16 protein-coding genes are annotated in these 19119 nt (G+C 56.4%); 8 read left to right on the top strand and 8 right to left on the bottom strand.

The window, feature by feature from the left end:
* Positions 1-135: 135 nt before the first annotated feature.
* A complete protein-coding gene (clpA, locus tag HKK57_RS20895; RefSeq protein WP_070995983.1) occupies positions 136-2406 on the bottom strand; it encodes an ATP-dependent Clp protease ATP-binding subunit ClpA in 2271 nt (756 codons plus the stop codon).
* Between the two features lie 29 nt (positions 2407-2435).
* Positions 2436-2804, bottom strand: a complete 369-nt coding sequence (clpS, locus tag HKK57_RS20890) for an ATP-dependent Clp protease adapter ClpS (protein WP_029293391.1) — start codon at positions 2802-2804, stop codon at positions 2436-2438.
* 224 nt (positions 2805-3028) lie between these two features.
* Here clpS and cspD point away from each other — a divergent pair, with 224 nt between their 5' ends.
* Complete coding sequence (cspD, locus tag HKK57_RS20885) at positions 3029-3316, top strand: cold shock domain-containing protein CspD (RefSeq protein WP_032866679.1); 288 nt, start codon at positions 3029-3031, stop codon at positions 3314-3316.
* An 82-nt stretch (positions 3317-3398) separates the two neighbouring features.
* Here the strand turns inward: cspD and icd are convergent, their stop codons facing one another.
* Entirely contained in the window at positions 3399-4655 is a 1257-nt protein-coding gene (gene icd / locus HKK57_RS20880) for an NADP-dependent isocitrate dehydrogenase (protein ID WP_029293387.1), read from the bottom strand.
* Between the two features lie 495 nt (positions 4656-5150).
* Between icd and HKK57_RS20875 the strand changes: the two genes are divergently transcribed.
* Positions 5151-7376, top strand: a complete 2226-nt coding sequence (locus HKK57_RS20875; protein WP_169390676.1) for an NADP-dependent isocitrate dehydrogenase — start codon at positions 5151-5153, stop codon at positions 7374-7376.
* A 66-nt stretch (positions 7377-7442) separates the two neighbouring features.
* On the opposite strand, the gene HKK57_RS20870 is transcribed toward HKK57_RS20875, so the two are convergent.
* The 5 genes from HKK57_RS20870 to HKK57_RS20850 all read right to left on the bottom strand — a co-directional run bounded on the left by HKK57_RS20870 (position 7443) and on the right by HKK57_RS20850 (position 12966).
* Positions 7443-8321, bottom strand: a complete 879-nt coding sequence (locus HKK57_RS20870) for a LysR family transcriptional regulator (protein ID WP_169390675.1) — start codon at positions 8319-8321, stop codon at positions 7443-7445.
* Positions 8322-8458: 137 nt separating this feature from the next.
* Positions 8459-10015 (bottom strand): FAD/NAD(P)-binding protein, encoded by a 1557-nt coding sequence (locus HKK57_RS20865; protein ID WP_169390674.1) that lies wholly within the window; start codon positions 10013-10015, stop codon positions 8459-8461.
* Positions 10016-10085: 70 nt separating this feature from the next.
* Positions 10086-11609 (bottom strand): acyl CoA:acetate/3-ketoacid CoA transferase, encoded by a 1524-nt coding sequence (locus tag HKK57_RS20860; protein ID WP_169390673.1) that lies wholly within the window; start codon positions 11607-11609, stop codon positions 10086-10088.
* The gene (locus tag HKK57_RS20855; RefSeq protein WP_169390672.1) at positions 11606-12031 is read right to left on the bottom strand and encodes a cupin domain-containing protein; all 426 of its coding nucleotides are present in this window, start codon (positions 12029-12031) and stop codon (positions 11606-11608) included. Before HKK57_RS20855 ends, HKK57_RS20860 begins: the two co-directional genes overlap by 4 nt.
* 38 nt (positions 12032-12069) lie before the next feature.
* Complete coding sequence (locus HKK57_RS20850; protein ID WP_169390671.1) at positions 12070-12966, bottom strand: DMT family transporter; 897 nt, start codon at positions 12964-12966, stop codon at positions 12070-12072.
* Positions 12967-13353: 387 nt separating this feature from the next.
* Between HKK57_RS20850 and HKK57_RS20845 the strand changes: the two genes are divergently transcribed.
* The 6 genes from HKK57_RS20845 to HKK57_RS20820 all read left to right on the top strand — a co-directional run bounded on the left by HKK57_RS20845 (position 13354) and on the right by HKK57_RS20820 (position 18769).
* Positions 13354-13800 carry an NUDIX hydrolase gene (locus HKK57_RS20845; RefSeq protein ID WP_029293378.1) on the top strand — a complete coding sequence of 149 codons (447 nt, stop codon included), beginning with the start codon at positions 13354-13356 and terminating at the stop codon, positions 13798-13800.
* 59 nt (positions 13801-13859) lie between these two features.
* Complete coding sequence (mnmA, locus tag HKK57_RS20840; RefSeq protein WP_090291412.1) at positions 13860-14984, top strand: tRNA 2-thiouridine(34) synthase MnmA; 1125 nt, start codon at positions 13860-13862, stop codon at positions 14982-14984.
* Entirely contained in the window at positions 14981-15604 is a 624-nt protein-coding gene (gene hflD, locus HKK57_RS20835; RefSeq protein ID WP_029293374.1) for a high frequency lysogenization protein HflD, read from the top strand. Before mnmA ends, hflD begins: the two co-directional genes overlap by 4 nt.
* Before the next feature lie 125 nt (positions 15605-15729).
* A complete protein-coding gene (gene purB, locus HKK57_RS20830; protein ID WP_029293372.1) occupies positions 15730-17100 on the top strand; it encodes an adenylosuccinate lyase in 1371 nt (456 codons plus the stop codon).
* 84 nt (positions 17101-17184) lie between these two features.
* On the top strand, positions 17185-18354 hold the full coding sequence (locus tag HKK57_RS20825; RefSeq protein ID WP_169390670.1) for a ribosomal protein uL16 3-hydroxylase: 1170 nt from the start codon (positions 17185-17187) through the stop codon (positions 18352-18354).
* Positions 18347-18769, top strand: a complete 423-nt coding sequence (locus HKK57_RS20820) for a GNAT family N-acetyltransferase (RefSeq protein ID WP_029293368.1) — start codon at positions 18347-18349, stop codon at positions 18767-18769. The genes HKK57_RS20825 and HKK57_RS20820 overlap by 8 nt, the downstream gene beginning before the upstream one ends.
* Positions 18770-19119: the final 350 nt, after the last annotated feature.

The raw sequence follows: 19119 nt of genomic DNA, 5'->3' as shown, positions 1-19119 counted from the left end.
ATTTATAGATGTCGCAAAACAACTGTAGGAGCGAGCTTGCTCGCGAAGAACCCCAGGACAACGCACCGAATCAGGAAGCATGCGTTATCGTTGGCGATCTTCGCGAGCAAGCTCGCTCCTACAGGTTTACAGCGGTCAGGCCATTTCGGCCGTGGTCTCGAACTCGAAGGTCAGCTCGCCATCCTTCAGGTCGATATGCACCACGCCACCATGGTCGGAGAGCTCGCCAAACAGGATCTCTTCGGCCAGTGGCCGCTTGATCTTGTCCTGGATCAGACGCGCCATTGGGCGAGCACCCATTGCCGCGTCGTAGCCACCCTCGGCGATCCAGCTGCGTGCCGCTTCCGTCACTTCCAACTGCACGCGCTTGTCTTCCAACTGCGCCTGAAGCTCGGTAAGGAACTTGTCCACCACGCTCTTGATAACCTCATGACTGAGGCGGCCAAACTGGATAATGGTGTCCAGGCGGTTACGGAATTCCGGCGTGAAGCTCTTCTTGATCACTTCCATGGCGTCGGAAGAGTGATCCTGATGAGTAAAGCCAATGGAAGCCCGCGCGGCCGTCTCGGCACCGGCGTTGGTGGTCATGATCACGATCACGTTGCGAAAGTCCGCCTTGCGCCCGTTGTTGTCGGTCAGGGTCCCGTGGTCCATGACCTGCAGCAGCAGGTTGAAGACTTCCGGGTGGGCCTTTTCGATTTCATCGAGCAACAGTACGCAGTGAGGCTGCTTGGTGATCGCTTCCGTCAACAGGCCGCCCTGGTCGAAGCCGACATAGCCCGGAGGCGCACCGATCAGGCGCGACACGGTGTGCCGCTCCATGTATTCGGACATGTCGAACCGCACCAGCTCAATGCCCATGGCCTTGGCCAACTGGCGTGCTGCTTCGGTCTTGCCGACGCCGGTAGGCCCGGCGAACAGGAACGAACCCACCGGTTTGTCCGGCGACTTGAGACCGGCACGGGACAGCTTGATCGCCGTCGACAGCGAATCAATCGCCGCATCCTGGCCAAACACCGTCAGCTTGAGGTCGCGCTCCAGGTTACGCAGCAGCTCCTTGTCGGAACTGGTGACGTGTTTTGGCGGAATACGCGCGATTTTCGCCACGATATCCTCGACCTGGGCCACTTCAATGCGCTTCACACGCTTCTCTACCGGCTGCAGGCGCTGGTAGGCCCCCGCTTCGTCGATCACATCGATGGCCTTGTCCGGCATGTGCCGGTCATTGATGTAGCGCGATGCCAGCTCAGCGGCCGCACGCAGTGCCTCATCACTGTATTCGATGCCGTGGTGCGCTTCGAAACGGCCTTTGAGCCCACGCAGGATACCAATGGTGTCCTCGACCGAAGGCTCGGACACGTCGACTTTCTGGAAGCGACGCGCCAGGGCACGATCTTTTTCGAAGATCCCGCGAAACTCCTGGAACGTGGTCGAGCCGATGCAGCGGATATCACCCGAAGACAGCAGCGGCTTGAGCAGGTTGGAAGCGTCCATCACCCCACCGGACGCCGCACCGGCGCCAATGATGGTGTGGATTTCATCGATAAACAGGATCGCCTGCGGACGCTTTTTCAGCTCGCCAAGCAACGCCTTGAAACGCTTTTCAAAGTCGCCACGGTACTTGGTCCCGGCGAGCAACGCCCCCAGGTCAAGGGAGTAGACGACACTGTTGGCCAGCAGGTCAGGCACCTGATTGTCCACAATACGCTTGGCCAGGCCTTCGGCAATCGCGGTCTTGCCCACGCCCGCCTCGCCCACCAGCAGCGGGTTGTTCTTGCGACGACGAGCCAGGATCTGCGCAACACGCTCAACTTCCATCTCGCGCCCAACCAGCGGATCGATCCGCCCCTGGCGCGCCAACTCGTTGAGATTGCTGGCATAGGCATCCAGCGGGTTGCTTGAAGAAGAAGACTCGCCGCCCTCGTCGTCCTGCATATCCTGCTCACCCTCGGAGTGATCGCCATGCCCTGGCACTTTCGAGATGCCATGGGCGATGTAGTTGACGACATCGATACGGGCAACGCTCTGCTGCTTGAGCAGGAACACCGCCTGGCTTTCCTGCTCGCTGAAGATGGCAACCAATACATTGGCGCCCGTCACTTCACGCTTGCCGGAGCTCTGCACGTGGAAGACAGCACGCTGCAACACCCGCTGGAAGCCCAGGGTTGGCTGGGTCTCACGGTCCTCGTCATGCACGGGGATCAGTGGCGTGGTGGAGTCAATAAACTCTTGCAGGTCATGCTTGAGTTTGTCGAGGTTGGCGCCGCACGCACGCAGAACGGTGGCGGCAGCTTCGTTATCCAAAAGTGCCAGCAGCAGGTGTTCGACGGTCATGAATTCATGACGCTTCGAACGGGCCTCCTTGAAGGCAAGATTGAGGGTGACTTCGAGCTCGCGGTTTAACATAGCTTCACCTCATACCCAAGTGGTCGGAGTTAACCGTCCTTCTCGATTTCACAGAGTAGCGGATGCTGGCTTTCCCTGGCGTACTGGTTGACCTGCATGGCCTTGGTCTCGGCGATGTCGCGGGTAAACACTCCACATACTGCCCGTCCTTCTGTGTGAACGGCCAGCATTACCTTGGTCGCCAACTCGCGGTTCAGATTAAAAAACACCTCGAGTACTTCGACGACGAAATCCATCGGCGTGTAGTCATCATTGAACAAAACCACCTTGTACATCGGCGGCGCCTGTAAAGCAGGCTTGGCCTCCTGAACAGCGATGCCTGCAGAACCGTCATCGTCTTCTAGATGATCCGGGCGATCCTGATTGAATGTTAGTCGAATCTGGCTGAATGCATGCATGGAAAGAAAGGTTCGTCTGTTGTGCATTTACAGTGATGGGGGCGACCTGTCAGAAATTCAACTCCGACCGACTGGTCACCTTGACTATCGGCAAAACGGTGTTACAACCAATAGAACCCACAGTGGGTAAAAAAGGTCCGCGCAGTCAACCTTATTTATTCGGGTTAGGACGGATAAACTGGATGATACTCCAGTGATGGAGTCTGGTGCAGAGGGATATGGGTATGTCTGGCAGCAAGATCAGTGGCAAGGTCAAATGGTTCAACAATGCCAAGGGGTACGGCTTCATTAATGAAGACGGTAAGGATGAGGACCTCTTTGCACATTACTCGGCGATTACCATGGAGGGTTACAAAACGTTGAAAGCCGGTCAATTGGTGTCCTTTAAGATCATCCAGGGACCTAAAGGCCTGCACGCTGTCGAAATCTGCGCAGCTGCAACTGGCACTCCCCACGAAGACCACGACAACGCAGATAGATCCGCTCAGTCGAAAAAGAAACAAACGGCCTAATCAGCCACTGAGCAGATACCCTGCATAAAAAACGGCCATCCTGATCAGTCAGGATGGCCGTTTTTTTATCGCCTTCGAATTATTACATATGCGAAATCAACGCATCGCCAAAGCCCGACGACGACACCAGCTTGGCGCCATCCATCAAGCGCTCGAAGTCATACGTCACGGTCTTGGCCGAGATTGCCCCATTCGTGCCCTTGATGATCAAGTCGGCAGCCTCGGTCCAGCCCATATGGCGCAACATCATTTCCGCCGACAGAATCAATGAACCCGGGTTGACCTGGTCTTTGCCGGCGTATTTGGGTGCAGTACCGTGAGTGGCTTCGAACATCGCCACGGTATCAGACAGGTTGGCGCCCGGCGCAATACCGATACCGCCCACTTCTGCCGCCAGGGCGTCAGAGAGATAGTCACCGTTGAGGTTCAGGGTGGCGATCACATCATATTCGGCCGGACGCAGCAGGATCTGCTGGAGCATGGCGTCGGCAATCGCATCCTTGACCACCACATTGCGGCCGGTGCGCGGGTTCTTCAATTGCATCCACGGCCCACCGTCGAGCAGGGTCGCGCCGAATTCTTCGGCGGCCACTTCATAGGCCCATTCCTTGAAGGCACCCTCGGTGAACTTCATGATGTTGCCTTTATGCACGATGGTCAGCGACTCACGGTCGTTATCCACTACATATTGCAGGGCCTTGCGCGCCAGGCGCTTGGTGCCCTCCTTGGAAACCGGCTTGACGCCAATCCCGCAATCCTGGTCAAAACGGATCTTGGTGACGCCCATTTCTTCCTTGAGGAATTTGATGACCTTGATGGCTTCCGGCGAACCGGCCTTCCATTCGATGCCGGCGTAAATATCCTCGGAGTTCTCACGGAAGATGGTCATGTCCACATCGCCAGGCTTCTTGACCGGGCTTGGCACACCTTCGAACCAACGCACCGGGCGCAGGCAGACATACAGGTCCAGTTGCTGGCGCAGGGCCACGTTCAGCGAACGGATGCCGCCACCGACCGGCGTGGTCAGCGGGCCCTTGATGGAAACCACGTAGTCCTTGACCGCGTCCAGGGTTTCCTGGGGCAGCCAGGTGTCCTGGTCGTAAACTTGAGTGGCCTTCTCGCCGGCATACACCTCCATCCAGGAGATTTTGCGCTTGCCGCCGTAAGCCTTGTTAACAGCTGCATCGACCACCTTGATCATCACCGGGCTGATGTCGACGCCAATACCGTCACCTTCGATGAAGGGAATGATCGGGTTGTCAGGAACATTGAGAGAATGGTCTGCGTTGACGGTGATTTTGTCGCCGACTGCCGGAACCTGAATCTTCTTGTATCCCATGCTGAACTCCGTTTGTGGATTGAACATCTGGCTGTGCCCGAGCCTACTCCAGTTGAATGTGGACTGGAACCTTGCGCCCGGTACATTTGCTGCGAAAACCGTAGATTCAGTCGCCTACAACCTTGAAACAAAAGGGAAAAACGCCAAACTTGAGCATTACGTGCGACTTTAGGCGCAATCCGGTACCTGCGACCTTTAGACCAATGGACGACCCACCTTTTGTATGAAGGCTCGGCGTAAGCATAGCGACCTATGTATAATGCCGCCGCTGACCAAAGAGTCACGACGGCCGACCGCTCTATATCGAGCACCTGCGCCCGAAAAAGCCGGGTTGCCACAGCAGCCCACCCGCTTGACGCTCGACTGATGCAACCCAACATCACCGCGAAGAAACATCGACATTCGGCTCATGGATGACTTTGAACGAACGCGCTTTACCCGGCGCATCTCGAGTTTCCGCGCACGCTTTTAGCAAAGAAGAGAGTTAATCCGAATATGCCCACCCGCTCGAAGATCATCTATACCTTCACCGACGAAGCTCCAGCCCTCGCCACCTATTCACTGCTGCCTATCGTAGAGGCCTTCACCGCTTCCGCTGATATTGAAGTGGAAACCCGCGATATCTCCCTCGCAGGGCGCATCCTCGCAAGCTTCCCCGAGCAACTGGGCACCAAGGCTGTTGCGGACCACCTCGCCGAACTGGGCGCCCTGGCCGTAACCCCCGAAGCCAATATCATCAAGCTGCCGAACATCAGCGCCTCGACCCCGCAGCTGCAAGCCGCGATCAAGGAACTGCAGGCCCAGGGCTACGCCCTGCCGGACTATCCGGAAACCGTAACCACCGACGTGGAAAAAGAAACCCGTGCACGTTACGACAAGGTCAAGGGCAGCGCCGTGAACCCGGTCCTGCGCGAAGGCAACTCTGACCGCCGCGCCCCACTGTCGGTCAAGAACTACGCCCGCAAGCACCCACACAAAATGGGCGCCTGGGCCGCTGACTCCAAGTCCCACGTGGCTCACATGAGCAACGGTGACTTCTACGGCAGCGAAAAAGCCGTGCAGATCGAAGCCGCCGATGCTGTCAAAATCGAGCTGGTCGGCAAGGATGGCAGCACTACCGTCCTGAAAGAAAAAACCTCCGCACTGGCCGGCGAGATCCTCGACAGCGCCGTGCTGAGCAAGAACGCCCTGCGTGCGTTCATTGCCGCCGAAATCGAAGACGCCAAGAAACAAGGCGTGCTGCTGTCGGTCCACCTCAAAGCCACCATGATGAAGGTCTCCGACCCGATCATGTTCGGCCAGATCGTTGCCGAGTTCTATAAAGATGCCCTGGCCAAGCACGCCACCGTGCTCGAACAGATCGGCTTCAACCTGAACAACGGCATCGGCGACCTGTACGCTCGCATCAAGGCCCTGCCTGGCGACCAGCAAGCGCAGATCGAAGCTGACATCCAGGCGGTCTACGCCGCTCGCCCATCGCTTGCGATGGTCAACTCCGACAAAGGCATCACCAACCTGCACGTGCCGAGCGACGTGATCGTCGACGCCTCGATGCCAGCCATGATCCGTGACTCCGGCAAGATGTGGGGCACCGACGGTCAATTGCACGACACCAAGGCCGTGATTCCGGATCGCTGCTACGCCACCATCTACCAGGCGGTCATTGAAGACTGCAAGGCCAATGGTGCCTTCGACCCAACCACCATGGGCAGCGTGCCAAACGTTGGCCTGATGGCGAAGAAAGCCGAGGAGTACGGCTCCCACGACAAGACTTTCCAGATCAAGGCTGACGGCGTAGTTCGCGTCACCGACAGCAAGGGCAACCTGCTGATGGAACAGTCGGTCGAAGCCGGCGATATCTTCCGCATGTGCCAGACCAAAGACGCGCCGATCCAGGATTGGGTCAAACTGGCCGTCAACCGCGCCCGCGCCAGCAACACCCCGGCCATTTTCTGGCTGGACCCGCTGCGCGCCCACGACGGCGTAGTGGTCGAGAAAGTTCAGGCTTACCTGAAAGACCACAACACCGAAGGCCTGGACATCCGCATCATGTCGCCAGTCGACGCGATGAAGTTCACCCTGGAACGCACCCGCAAGGGCCTGGACACCATCTCGGTGACCGGCAACGTACTGCGCGACTACCTGACTGACTTGTTCCCGATCATGGAACTGGGCACCAGCGCCAAGATGCTGTCGATCGTACCGCTGATGAACGGCGGCGGCCTGTTCGAAACCGGCGCCGGCGGCTCGGCACCAAAGCACGTGCAGCAACTGCTGGAAGAAAACTTCCTGCGTTGGGACTCCCTGGGCGAGTTCCTGGCCCTGGCCGCCTCCCTTGAGCATTTGGGTGTGAACTACAACAACCCGAAAGCCCTGGTACTGTCCAAGACCCTGGACCAGGCCACCGGCCAGTTCCTCGACAACAACAAGTCGCCATCGCGCAAAGTCGGCAACATCGACAACCGCGGCAGCCACTTCTACCTGGCGCTGTACTGGGCACAAGCCCTGGCCGCCCAGACTGAAGATACCGCGCTGCAGGCGCAGTTCGCTCAACTGGCAAAAACCCTGGCCGAGAACGAAGCAACCATCGTTGCCGAACTCAACGCCGTACAGGGCAAGCCAGTGGACATCGGCGGCTACTACGCGCCGAACCCAGAGCTGACCAGCAAGGCTATGCGTCCGAGCAGCACGCTGAATGCGGCGATTGCCAAGTTGCAGTGAACCTGTAGAGAAGCAAGAAGCCCCGGCTATATGCCGGGGTTTTTGTTTTCAGCGAAAGTGAGTTAGTCACAGGGAAGCATTGGCGTATTCTGAAATCCATACAGAGCGAATCAATTCAAGTACCTCACGCCTGTAAACAGGATTCCAACCCGCTCGCTCTTTAGGCACCACAGCAAAACGAGGTAACACCGGCAAACTGGAAATGCCTTCGAGACTCTTTAAACCCGAAACTTGTGCGACAAAAGGCAGCAACGTAATACCTACTCCCGCCTGCACTGCAGACCGCAGAGACATCAAGTCTTCCGACTCATAAACGCAATGCCATTTGATACCGCACTCCTCCAGACTCCGAATCGCCAGGCTGCGAAACCCACACGGCGGCTTGAACAAAGCGAGCGGAACATCATATGACTTATCAATCACCTCAGCGCTATCGCCAGCAAACCACCTGACCGATAAAGTATGCCAAGGCCTCTCATGCATTTTTTTTAGCTCATCCATCACTAGGCACAGGTCGATCTTGCCCTCACTTACCGCATCCAATAGCAAACCAGACCTAGCGACCTTCACCACCATCTGTATTGTTGGAAAGTGAGTAGCCATGCTGGAAATAATTTTTGGGAGCACCCGCTCACAAAAATGCTCTGGCATACCCACTACGATCGTTTCTCTTTTTTCAACCTTTTCAAACAAGCAGCCGACCTTATCGTTACAAACAACAATATCCTTGGCATGACTGAAAAGCTTTTCCCCCTCCAGCGTTAACAATACCTTTCGATTTTCCCTTGCAAACAACTCCACTCCCAACAAATCTTCTAGCCGCTTGATCTGCTGACTAATAGCAGGCTGAGTCAGACTTAAAGCTTCGGCCGCGCGCGTAAAACTTTTAGTTTCGCCTACTTTGATAAAGCTTCGCAACGACTGAATATCAAGATTGACTCTCATGACACACCACCCTCCGAAATAAGTATTCCGATTGTGGCAAATCAACGCCTCACTCGCCACTAGCTATTCGGATAGGTACGAGTTAAACCCACGTGCAAAGACACACAAAGAATGTTTAACCAGCGATTGTTGGCATCCTACGCCAACAATCGAGCCTTAAGGCCATTAGAATACGCGTCGGAAGTTAGTGCTAACCTCGCCAAAACGTACTCTGCACGTATCGTAGAATGGCGAGCGTTTATTTCCAAAGCACTGGTAAAAAAGAACGCACCACTTGTCAGCTCTCCCAAAACAGTGATTCTGTCATCCACATGCCCTAAATGATTTATCAATCCGCCTGACTCAGTAGAAACCTTCACTCCGCCGAAGGGGTCTACACATCCAACTCCCTGCTGAAGAATATTTTGCACCAAAGGGTTATCAAACTTACTCACATCACGGGGCGTACCTGTAGCCACCACAACGGCATCGTAATCGCGGTAACTTTTATCCGACTGATTAACCACCTCCAGGATAAATCTTCCATTGCACTCAATCACCTCAAGCTCACCTTTGATGATTGATAGCTGCCCAGATTCGAGCAATGATTTAACTTTCAATGCATTCTCAATCGGAATTGAAACGCGGTAGGCCATCCACCAACTTGAGTACCCCAGAAACATCTTTTTGTCCTCGTCTGGCATTGCAGGCCAAATCAAATCAAGTACAGCATTTGTGGAGTAGAGAACGGATTGCCAAAACCGCGGGTGATGGGCAGCATCTATTTCCGCCTCAAGAAATTCCACTGCCGGCCTTTGGGAGCACATTGTCGGCCAATCAGCCATAGCAACCGGCTTACCCTCCAAAGCTAGTTCCTGCGTCGTCCAACGAAGCACATCTTCAAGTCGCACTACGCCAGCTCGAGAAATACAAGACTTAACGGTTTCCGGCGTCAGTATCGTCGGCTTATAGCGCCCTTGAGTCCCTCTGACGCTAGGCAGGGCTCCCGTGCGTGAGTGCAACGTAATGGATCCCTCATGACCATTAGCAGTAAGCCCGATCACCGCATCGATAGCACTCAATCTTGAACCGACAATTGCAACACTCGCCTGCTTTTGAATCAGCCGGCATGTACGCTTGATAGGATAAGGGCTGGAGAAGAAACCTTCAGCACTAGCCATGTGTCGGTACTCCAAACTTCGCGCGTTACCACAACTCAACACTACATGATCGCTGGGGAACGATAGATTACCCTTTGTTAAAACCACGACCCTCCCGTCATGCGAGAAACTCATGCTCACAACCTCGTCATGGACTGGAATCAATTGGCAACCGAGCCCTACAGCTTTTTTTACTAAAAACTGAATCATGTGCGCAAGATATAATCCAAACAAGGGCCGCGGCAGAAATGCCTGCGGGCACAGCTCAATATCAGGAAAATCATCCTCCCAAACCTCACGATTAGCCAATAACCAGTTATAGAAATGTCCGGACTGATCAGGGAAAGGCGATATGAATTCCGCTCGCGTATTTAAAATATTTGTGCTGCAATCCTCAGAATAGGCAAGTCCTCGGCCACATTGAGATTGCTTATCTACCAAAAATATCGATACATTCGAATGGCAGCCATATCTCTCTAGGCCATTTAAAATCGCGTAGATAAAAGAGACACTTGAAGCGCCACCACCAATCACCGTAATTACGCTAGCAGACATAATAACCTCCCACTAAACTTATTTTTCAGTATGAAATATTTTCTCCCACAAGAGCTTCGCCCCCCAACACTTAAAATGAAAATATGTCCTCCGACATAGACCTGCAGCTGCTAGACACTACAAACCCACCTTCTATGAACGGCATAATATCCTGCTCGATACTTAGCCCTGGAGCAATCTCCTCCAGATAGACCACCCCATCTTTCAATGCAAAAACCGCACGTTCCGTGACAAATACAACTCTTTGACCCAACGATTGAGAATAGCCACCGTTAAAAGTCAAATGCGAGACCTGACGTACAAATTTATTTATACGGCCTTCCCTGATGATACGGACTTCCCCTTCACTTACGCCCACGACTAACCCTACCGCTGTAAAAGTTCCACAAAAAATAATACATCGAGCCGACTGGGAGATATTTATAAATCCACCAGCACCTTGAAACTTACTACCGAACCGCGAGACATTGACATTGCCGAAGCTGTCCATTTCGGCAAAGCCCAAGCACGCCACATCAATCCCGCCACCCTCGTAGAAATCAAACAACGCTGCCTGCTCAATGATACTGACTGGACGATAGCTGGCCCCAAATGACAATCCAGTTGCCGGTCTACCACCGATAACGCCGGATTCAATAGTAAAGCTCATCGACTCCGCACACCCCAATTCTTCAGCCACCTGAGCAACGACTACCGGTATACCAATACCAAGATTAATTACCCGGGCATCTTCGCGTTGGATTTCCTGCAGAGCCCTTTTAGCAATAATTCTCTCCGCGCATGAAATCGAACTTTCACTAGAACTGACCATTCCGGGACGTGTGAACGCTGAATTATATGCAATACCGTAAGTTTGAGGATGCTCATCAGGACGCGACACTGTCACATAATCCACCAATAGCCCGGGCACCTTCACATCCTGTGGTTCAATCTCATGCAACCCTACTAAACTCTCAACCTGCACAATCACTATCCCACCACAATTTTTGACTGCCATTGCCTGCGCAAGTGCGTCACTATGAGACACTTCCCGCTCCATCGAAATATTCCCCAATGGGTCACAAAATGTCCCTCTTAATAACGCACAATCAACCTTAATCCCAGGGTAAAAAAGCGTCGACTCTCCATTGATGACTATCTTCTGAACGAGCGTACGCGCGCCCCGCCGATTTAAGCATGCCCCGTCATGATCAGGATCAACGAAAGTATTGAGGCCAACATTTGAGATCACGCCGGGCTTCTTCGCCGCGATCGCACGGAATAACTGACTGATCACCCCCTGCGGCCAGTTATGGGCCTCTATCTCTCCTAGGCGCGCCATAACTCCCAGTCGAGGTATAAGTCCCCAGAACCCTCCAATTGCTTTAGCCACCAACCCACTCTGGGCCAGAACATCCATCCCCCTTTCGTCGAGATCTCCAGAAGCAGAAGCGAAGAGCAGACCAAGTTTACGAGGCCGCCCCTCCCGCTTGAAACGTTCACTAATCGCTCGAGTAAGTCCATCAGGATGCCCGCAACTACCAAACCCTCCTGGAATGATTGTCCACCCATCCTCAATCAACTCTGCCGCTTGCTGTTCGTTGATAACTTTCATGCTGCGGCCTCTGAATCCTGGCATGGGGCGGGCTGAACTGGCTGCTCCCAAACAACTAGAAATGTACAACCCCTAACAGAAGAAAGTTGGTGAGTAGAGCCAGGCGGGTAAATTTGCAGGGTCCCTACCGTATGTCGCCCTCTGTCATCACGTAGTTCACCATCGATCACCAACACTAACTCCCATCCCAGATGCCTATGCCTTGGTGTTATAGCTCCGCCGTCATAACGAACCAATGCTGCAACTGGCCCTTGCACATTATCCCGCGCATCATAAAGATAAAATATTGAAACACCCTTGCGCCCATCCACTTCATAAGGTTCAAAATTCAGACAATCAATATCATCAACGTGTAGCCCACCTCCAAACCGGCAAATTTCATCGCTATCTAATTTTTTATCCGAAATTTCGCTCTTAAACATTAGTATTCTCCCGATAAGCAGCCTTCAACATTAGAGGCTTACTTTGCTCTCGAATGATTCATCAAATAAACCCCCACCCCCGACACAATAAATCCCACAATCGCAACCACACTCGGCACTTCACCCAACACCAATGACGCCATGATCTGCGTGACAGCCGGAATAACATGAAATAAGTTCGTCGCCTTACTCGCCTCCCCTCGCCGAATCATTAGGTACAGCAGGGTCAGCGCACCGACTGAGTTCATTACAGTGATCCACGCCACAGAGGCGGCGAAGGGCACCCATTGCGTCACCTGCATGGTCTCGGTGGTATAGGCCAGCAGCAACATGACCAACGATGCGGTGAGCATCTGAATGAAACAGCCCACCCACAGGTTGACGCCGCCGAGGAAACGTTTCTGATACAGCGTGCCAAGAGTGATGCCTATCAGCGCCAGCCCCACCGCGCCATAACCGCCGATTGACGCTTCTGAACCAAAAAAACTGCTGCCGACCACAATGGCCACGCCGCCCACGCCCAGGATCGAGCCTGGCAAATCGCGCCAGCTCAATTGCTCGCCTAAACAGAAGTAGGCGCCGATCACGACGAATACGGGCATCAACCCGACAATAAGCGCAGCTTGCCCAGCCGGCACACCCTGACTTATCCCGGTGTAGAGACCGCCAAATTGCAGGGCCTGCAAGAGCAAACCCACCGCTGCCGCGTGAAGGTAAGGTGTGAGCCGCCTAGGCCACTCGGCCTTGATGGCGAGCGCCACTCCCAGGAACACCAGGGCAGCCAAGGCAAACCGATAGAACGTCATGGTAAAGGGCTCGCCATAACGCACACCGAACGCACCTCCGATATAACCGGAGCTCCACAACAGGATGAAGGCAATAGGCAATGGCGATGTAAGGCGTACTTCGTAGCGTTTGTCGGCAATCGGCTTCATGACACTCTCCAATAACGACTGTTCTGGAGAGGTAAACTGCGCCCCGGCTTGCAAGCGGTAAAATCATATAATGTGCGGCGCAGCATGCATTTTGCTTATGCACCACATGCCCACTGCAGAAACCGAATCAGAATGTGGGAGCTGGCTTGCCTGCGATTGCGGTGTGTCAGCCACTAATTCGCTTACTGACAGACTGCTATCGCAGCATAGGTATCTACACAACTTTGCCGCAACGCCCAAATCCAGACAGATAGCGCAGTTGTGGCGAGCGGGCTTGTCAGTTTATGAAAGTTGTGTAGATACCTATGGCTATCGCAGGCAAGCCAGCTCCCACATTGATAGCAATCCTGTCCAAAAACAGCACCATCCTTTGAATCGAGGCTTTCCATGACCTGGCAACCCCACATCACCGTCGCCACCATCGTCGAAGACAACGGTCGCTTCCTGATGGTCGAAGAGCTCAAGGGCGGCCGCGCCGTGCTCAACCAGCCCGCCGGGCACCTCGACCCGCACGAAACCCTGACCGAAGCCGCCGTGCGCGAAACCCTTGAAGAAACCGGCTGGGACGTCGAAGCCACCGGCATCGTCGGTATCTACCTGTACACCGCCCCCAGTAATGGCGTGACTTACCAACGGGTCTGCTTCATTGCCAAAGCCCTGCAACACCACCCGGACTATCAGCTCGACGAAGGCATCGTGCGCGCCCGCTGGCTGACCCGTGACGAGCTGATGGCGGTACGCGACGACTGGCGCAGCGAGCTGATCATCCGCTGTATCGATGACTATTTGGCCGGCCAGTGCCACAGTCTCGACCTGATCCGGCCTTCTCTTTAGCCTTGAGGGCGCGAGCCTGCTAGAATCGCGTCCTTTTTCAAGACACCCGTTGAAATCCTATGCGTGATCCAGCCCCTTCTGACACACAAAAGAAGCGCGTCATCGTCGGTATGTCCGGCGGCGTGGATTCTTCCGTTTCCGCCGTTCTGCTCATGGAGCAGGGTTATGAGGTGGAAGGCCTGTTCATGAAGAACTGGGAAGAAGACGATGGAACGGAATACTGCACTGCCATGGACGACCTGGCCGATGCCCAGGCCGTGTGCGACAAGATTGGCATCAAGCTGCACACCGCCAACTTCGCCGCCGAGTACTGGGACAATGTGTTCGAGCACTTCCTGGCCGAATACAAGGCCGGCCGCACGCCGAACCCGGACATCCTGTGTAACCGTGAAATCAAGTTCAAGGCGTTCCTCGACTACGCCATGATCCTCGGCGCCGACCTGATTGCCACAGGCCACTACGTGCGCCGTCGCGATATCGATGGCCGTACCGAGCTGCTCAAGGGCCTGGACCCGAACAAGGACCAGAGCTACTTTCTGCACGCCGTCGGTGGTGAACAGATCGCCAAGACCCTGTTCCCGGTGGGCGAACTGGAAAAGCCCGAAGTGCGCAAGATCGCCGAGAAACACGGCCTGGCTACCGCGAAGAAGAAGGACTCTACGGGGATCTGCTTTATCGGCGAACGCCGCTTCAGCGACTTCCTCAAGCAGTACCTGCCGGCCCAGCCGGGCGAGATCAAGACCACCGAAGGCGAAGTCATCGGCCGTCACCACGGCCTGATGTACCACACCATCGGCCAGCGCCAGGGCCTGGGCATCGGCGGCCTGAAGGACGCCGGTGAAGAGCCGTGGTACGTGCTGGTCAAGGACCTGGAAAACAACGTGCTGATCGTCGGCCAGGGCAACGAGCATCCGTTGTTGTTCTCCGGTGCACTGCTGGCCTCGGAGATCTATTGGGTCAACCCGATCGACCTGAGCACCCCGCGCCGCCTGACCGCCAAGGTGCGCTATCGCCAGAGCGACCAGCCCTGCACCCTGGAAAAGACCGCCAGCGGCTACCGCGCCACGTTCGACGACCCGCAGCGCGCGGTCACGCCTGGCCAATCCGTGGTGTTCTACGACGGTGAAATCTGCCTGGGGGGCGGCGTGATTGAAGTCGCCGAACCCTGGAGCAACCCGGCATGAGCCCGACCCAGGAGCAATTGACGGCACTGGGCGGGGTCTTCCTCGCGGCCGTGCTGGTGGACAAGATCGCCAAGACCGGCCAGGTGACCGAAGCAGGCCTGACGTGCATGCTCGGCAGCCTGCTGGTGGTGGATCCAAAGGACACCCTGGACGTGTACGGCGGCGACGACTTGAGCCTGCGCGAAGGTTATCGCGCCCTGATCGGCGCCCTCGAACGCGACCCCAGCACCCTGCAGCGCGAGCCATTGCGCTACGCCCTGTCGATGCTCGGCCTGGAGCGGCAGTTGGCCAAACGCGACGACTTGCTGGAAACCATTGGCAAGCGCCTGCCGCAGATCCAGTCCCAGGTCGAGCACTTCGGCCCGGCCCACGAAAACGTGATCGCCGCCTGTGGCGCCTTGTACCAGGACACCTTGAGCACCTTGCGCCAGCGGATCCAGGTCCATGGCGACATGCGCAACCTGCAACAACCCAACAACGCCTCGAAAATCCGCGCCCTGCTTCTGGCCGGTATTCGTTCGGCGCGCTTGTGGCGCCAGTTGGGCGGTCATCGTTGGCAGTTGGTCATCAGCCGTCGCAAATTGCTCAAAGAGCTTTACCCGTTGATGCGCAACGATTAAGTCGCAGCCACGGGCTATTTTCAAGCCGTTACGCGTAATACGCCGGTCAGTTGGCGACGGACCGGCGGATTTTTTCATGTATGATACGCGCCCCATTTCGTTGCCCGACTGTCCGAGAACACCCCATGCAGCTCTCTTCGCTCACTGCGGTTTCCCCTGTTGACGGCCGCTACGCCGGCAAAACCCAGGCCCTGCGCCCTATTTTCAGCGAATACGGCCTGATCCGTGCTCGTGTACTGGTTGAAGTGCGCTGGCTCCAGCGCCTGGCCGCTCACCCTGCCATCAGCGAAGTGCCGGCGTTCTCCGCCGAGGCTAACGCTGTACTGAACACCCTGGCGGAAAACTTCTCCCTGGAGCACGCCGAGCGTGTGAAAGAGATCGAGCGCACCACCAACCACGACGTCAAAGCCATCGAATACCTGCTCAAAGAGCAAGCGGCCAAACTGCCGGAACTGGCCCAGGTCAGCGAATTCATCCACTTTGCCTGCACCAGCGAGGACATCAACAACCTGTCCCACGCCCTGATGCTGCGCGAAGGCCGTGATGACGTGATGCTGCCGTTGATGCGCCAGACCGCCAATGCCATCCGCGAACTGGCCATCCGCTTCGCCGACGTGCCGATGCTGTCGCGCACCCACGGCCAACCGGCTTCGCCGACCACCCTGGGCAAAGAACTGGCCAACGTGGTGTACCGCCTGGAGCGTCAGATCGCTCAAGTGGCCGCCGTGCCATTGCTGGGCAAGATCAACGGTGCCGTGGGCAACTACAACGCCCACCTGTCGGCCTACCCTGAGATCGACTGGGAAGCCAATGCCCGCGCCTTCATCGAAGACGAACTGGGCCTGGGCTTCAACCCGTACACCACGCAGATCGAACCCCACGACTACATCGCCGAGCTGTTCGACGCCATTGCGCGCTTCAACACCATCCTGATCGACTTCGATCGCGATATCTGGGGCTACATCTCCCTGGGCTACTTCAAGCAGCGCACCATCGCTGGCGAAATCGGCTCCTCGACCATGCCGCACAAGGTCAACCCGATCGACTTCGAAAACTCCGAAGGCAACCTGGGCATCGCCAACGCCTTGTTCCAGCACCTGGCCAGCAAGTTGCCGATCTCCCGCTGGCAGCGCGACCTGACCGACTCCACCGTATTACGCAACCTCGGCGTGGGCTTTGCCCATAGCGTGATCGCGTACGAAGCCAGCCTCAAAGGCATCAGCAAACTGGAACTCAACGCGCAGAAAATCGCCGCTGACCTGGACGCTTGCTGGGAAGTCCTGGCCGAGCCGATCCAGACCGTAATGCGCCGCTACAACATCGAAAACCCGTACGAAAAGCTGAAAGAGTTGACACGCGGCAAGGGCATCAGCCCCGAGGCGCTGCAAACTTTCATCGACGGCCTGGACATGCCAGCCGCGGCCAAGGCCGAGCTGAAACTGCTGACCCCGGCCAACTACATCGGCAACGCTGTAGACCAAGCCAAACGCATCTGATTGCAGCTTGCCCCCTTGAGACGCCCGGCAGCGCCGGGCGTTTTTATTCCCGTATGAAAAGTGCTTTTTTTCAATAGGTTACACATGAATCCTGATATTCCTCTTCAACTTCTAGGCGGCATCACTGCACGGGAATTCCTGCGCGACTACTGGCAGAAAAAACCGCTGCTGATCCGCCAGGCCATTCCTGATTTCGAAAGCCCGATCGATGCCGACGAACTGGCCGGCCTGGCGCTGGAAGAAGAAGTCGAGTCGCGCCTGGTGATCGAGCACGGCGAGCGCCCTTGGGAGCTGCGTCGCGGCCCGTTTGCCGAAGACGCCTTCAGCACCCTGCCCGAGCGCGAGTGGACCCTGCTGGTGCAGGCGGTCGACCAGTTTGTACCGGAAGTGGCCGAGCTGCTGGAGCAGTTCCGCTTCCTGCCAAGCTGGCGCATCGATGACGTGATGATCAGCTTTGCCGCCCCCGGTGGCAGCGTCGGTCCACATTTCGATAACTACGACGTGTTCCTGCTGCAAGCCCAGGGCAAGCGCAACTGGAAGATCGGCCAGATGTGCAGCTCGGAAAGCCCGCTGCTGCAGCACGCCGACCTGCGCATCCTCGCCGAATTCGAAGAGACTGCCGAATGGGTGCTGGAACCGGGCGACATGCTTTACCTGCCGCCGCGCCTGGCGCACTTCGGCATCGCTGAAGATGACTGCATGACCTACTCGGTAGGTTTCCGCGCGCCAAGCGCCGCCGAAGTGCTGACCCACTTCACCGACTTCCTCAGCCAGTACCTGACGGATGAAGAGCGCTACACCGACGCAGACGCCCAGCCCGTCAGCGATCCGCACCAGATCCAGAGCGACGCCCTCGACCGCCTGAAAAGCCTGCTGGCCGAGCACATGAGCGACGAGCGCATGCTGCTGACCTGGTTCGGCCAATTCATGACCGAGCCACGCTACCCGGAACTGGTCGCAGGCCCCGAAGAGCTGGCGCAGGATGAAGTGATCAGCAGCCTGGAAGACGGCGCAGTACTGATCCGCAACCCAAGCGCGCGTCTGGCCTGGTCGGAAGTGGACGACGACGTATTGCTGTTCGCCAGCGGCCAGAGCCGTTACCTGCCAGGCAAACTGCGCGAACTGCTGAAGTTGATCTGCGCGGCCGACGCCCTGCATGTCGACAACCTGGGTCCATGGCTGGCTGATGAAGACGGCCGCGACCTGCTGTGCGAACTGGTCAAGCAAGGAAGCCTGGGGTTTGCCGATGAATAAAATTCACGTAAGTGTCGCAGACTGGCAAAAGGATATCGCCGAGATCCGGCGCATTCGTGAAGCGGTATTTATCGCTGAGCAATCGGTTCCACCTGAGCTGGAGTGGGACGCAGACGACGCTGGAGCCATGCACTTCCTCGCGTTCGAAGGCGACTTTCCCATTGGTACTGCACGCCTGCTGCCCAGCGGCGAGATCGGTCGCGTGTCGGTCCTCAAGGACTGGCGCGGGCTGAAGGTTGGCGACAAGCTGATGGAAGCGGTGATTGGCGAGGCCGAGAAACGCGGCCAGACCCGGCAGTTCCTCAGCGCGCAGGTGTATGCCGCACCGTTCTATGAGCGGCTAGGGTTCAAGATTGTCAGCGGGGAATTCCTGGAAGTCGGGATTCCTCATGTTGATATGGAGCGCGAGGGCTGATCCGAGTCCGAGTCGTTCCCATCGCAGGCAAGCCAGCTCCCACACTTGAAATGTAGGCCCCTGTGGGTGCTGGCGAGCGGCCCTGATATTACAAGCGGGCTTGCTGTGGCGAGCGGGCTTGCCCCGCGCTGGGCTGCGTAGCAGCCCCCCTCAACAGACGCCGAGTTCTTCCTGAAAGAACTCGGCGTTTTTATTGGGGCTGCTACGCAACCCGGCGCGGGGCAAGCCCGCTCGCCACAACAAGCCAGCTCCCTACTACATGCTGGCCCACTCCATGCCCGCTCACCACAACAATCTACTGCCAGCCAGGACGATAAACTGGCACCATCAAGCCCAAATGACTCGCAGAG

The sequence above is a fragment of the Pseudomonas sp. ADAK21 genome (assembly GCF_012935735.1).
Taxonomy (GTDB): Bacteria; Pseudomonadota; Gammaproteobacteria; order Pseudomonadales; family Pseudomonadaceae; genus Aquipseudomonas; species Aquipseudomonas proteolytica.
The sequence above is the reverse complement of the archived record's forward strand: the minus strand, read 5'-3'. Positions and strand labels throughout refer to the sequence as shown.

Coding starts and splice junctions, on each gene's coding strand:
- HKK57_RS20845 (WP_029293378.1), top strand. CDS start 13,354: ATGACCTGGCAACCCCACATCACCGTCGCCACCATCGTCGAAGACAAC.
- purB (WP_029293372.1), top strand. CDS start 15,730: ATGCAGCTCTCTTCGCTCACTGCGGTTTCCCCTGTTGACGGCCGCTAC.
- icd (WP_029293387.1), bottom strand. CDS start 4,655: ATGGGATACAAGAAGATTCAGGTTCCGGCAGTCGGCGACAAAATCACC.
- mnmA (WP_090291412.1), top strand. CDS start 13,860: ATGCGTGATCCAGCCCCTTCTGACACACAAAAGAAGCGCGTCATCGTC.
- HKK57_RS20875 (WP_169390676.1), top strand. CDS start 5,151: ATGCCCACCCGCTCGAAGATCATCTATACCTTCACCGACGAAGCTCCA.
- cspD (WP_032866679.1), top strand. CDS start 3,029: ATGTCTGGCAGCAAGATCAGTGGCAAGGTCAAATGGTTCAACAATGCC.
- HKK57_RS20820 (WP_029293368.1), top strand. CDS start 18,347: ATGAATAAAATTCACGTAAGTGTCGCAGACTGGCAAAAGGATATCGCC.
- HKK57_RS20850 (WP_169390671.1), bottom strand. CDS start 12,966: ATGAAGCCGATTGCCGACAAACGCTACGAAGTACGCCTTACATCGCCA.
- clpA (WP_070995983.1), bottom strand. CDS start 2,406: ATGTTAAACCGCGAGCTCGAAGTCACCCTCAATCTTGCCTTCAAGGAG.
- HKK57_RS20860 (WP_169390673.1), bottom strand. CDS start 11,609: ATGAAAGTTATCAACGAACAGCAAGCGGCAGAGTTGATTGAGGATGGG.
- hflD (WP_029293374.1), top strand. CDS start 14,981: ATGAGCCCGACCCAGGAGCAATTGACGGCACTGGGCGGGGTCTTCCTC.
- HKK57_RS20855 (WP_169390672.1), bottom strand. CDS start 12,031: ATGTTTAAGAGCGAAATTTCGGATAAAAAATTAGATAGCGATGAAATT.
- HKK57_RS20825 (WP_169390670.1), top strand. CDS start 17,185: ATGAATCCTGATATTCCTCTTCAACTTCTAGGCGGCATCACTGCACGG.
- HKK57_RS20865 (WP_169390674.1), bottom strand. CDS start 10,015: ATGTCTGCTAGCGTAATTACGGTGATTGGTGGTGGCGCTTCAAGTGTC.
- HKK57_RS20870 (WP_169390675.1), bottom strand. CDS start 8,321: ATGAGAGTCAATCTTGATATTCAGTCGTTGCGAAGCTTTATCAAAGTA.
- clpS (WP_029293391.1), bottom strand. CDS start 2,804: ATGCATGCATTCAGCCAGATTCGACTAACATTCAATCAGGATCGCCCG.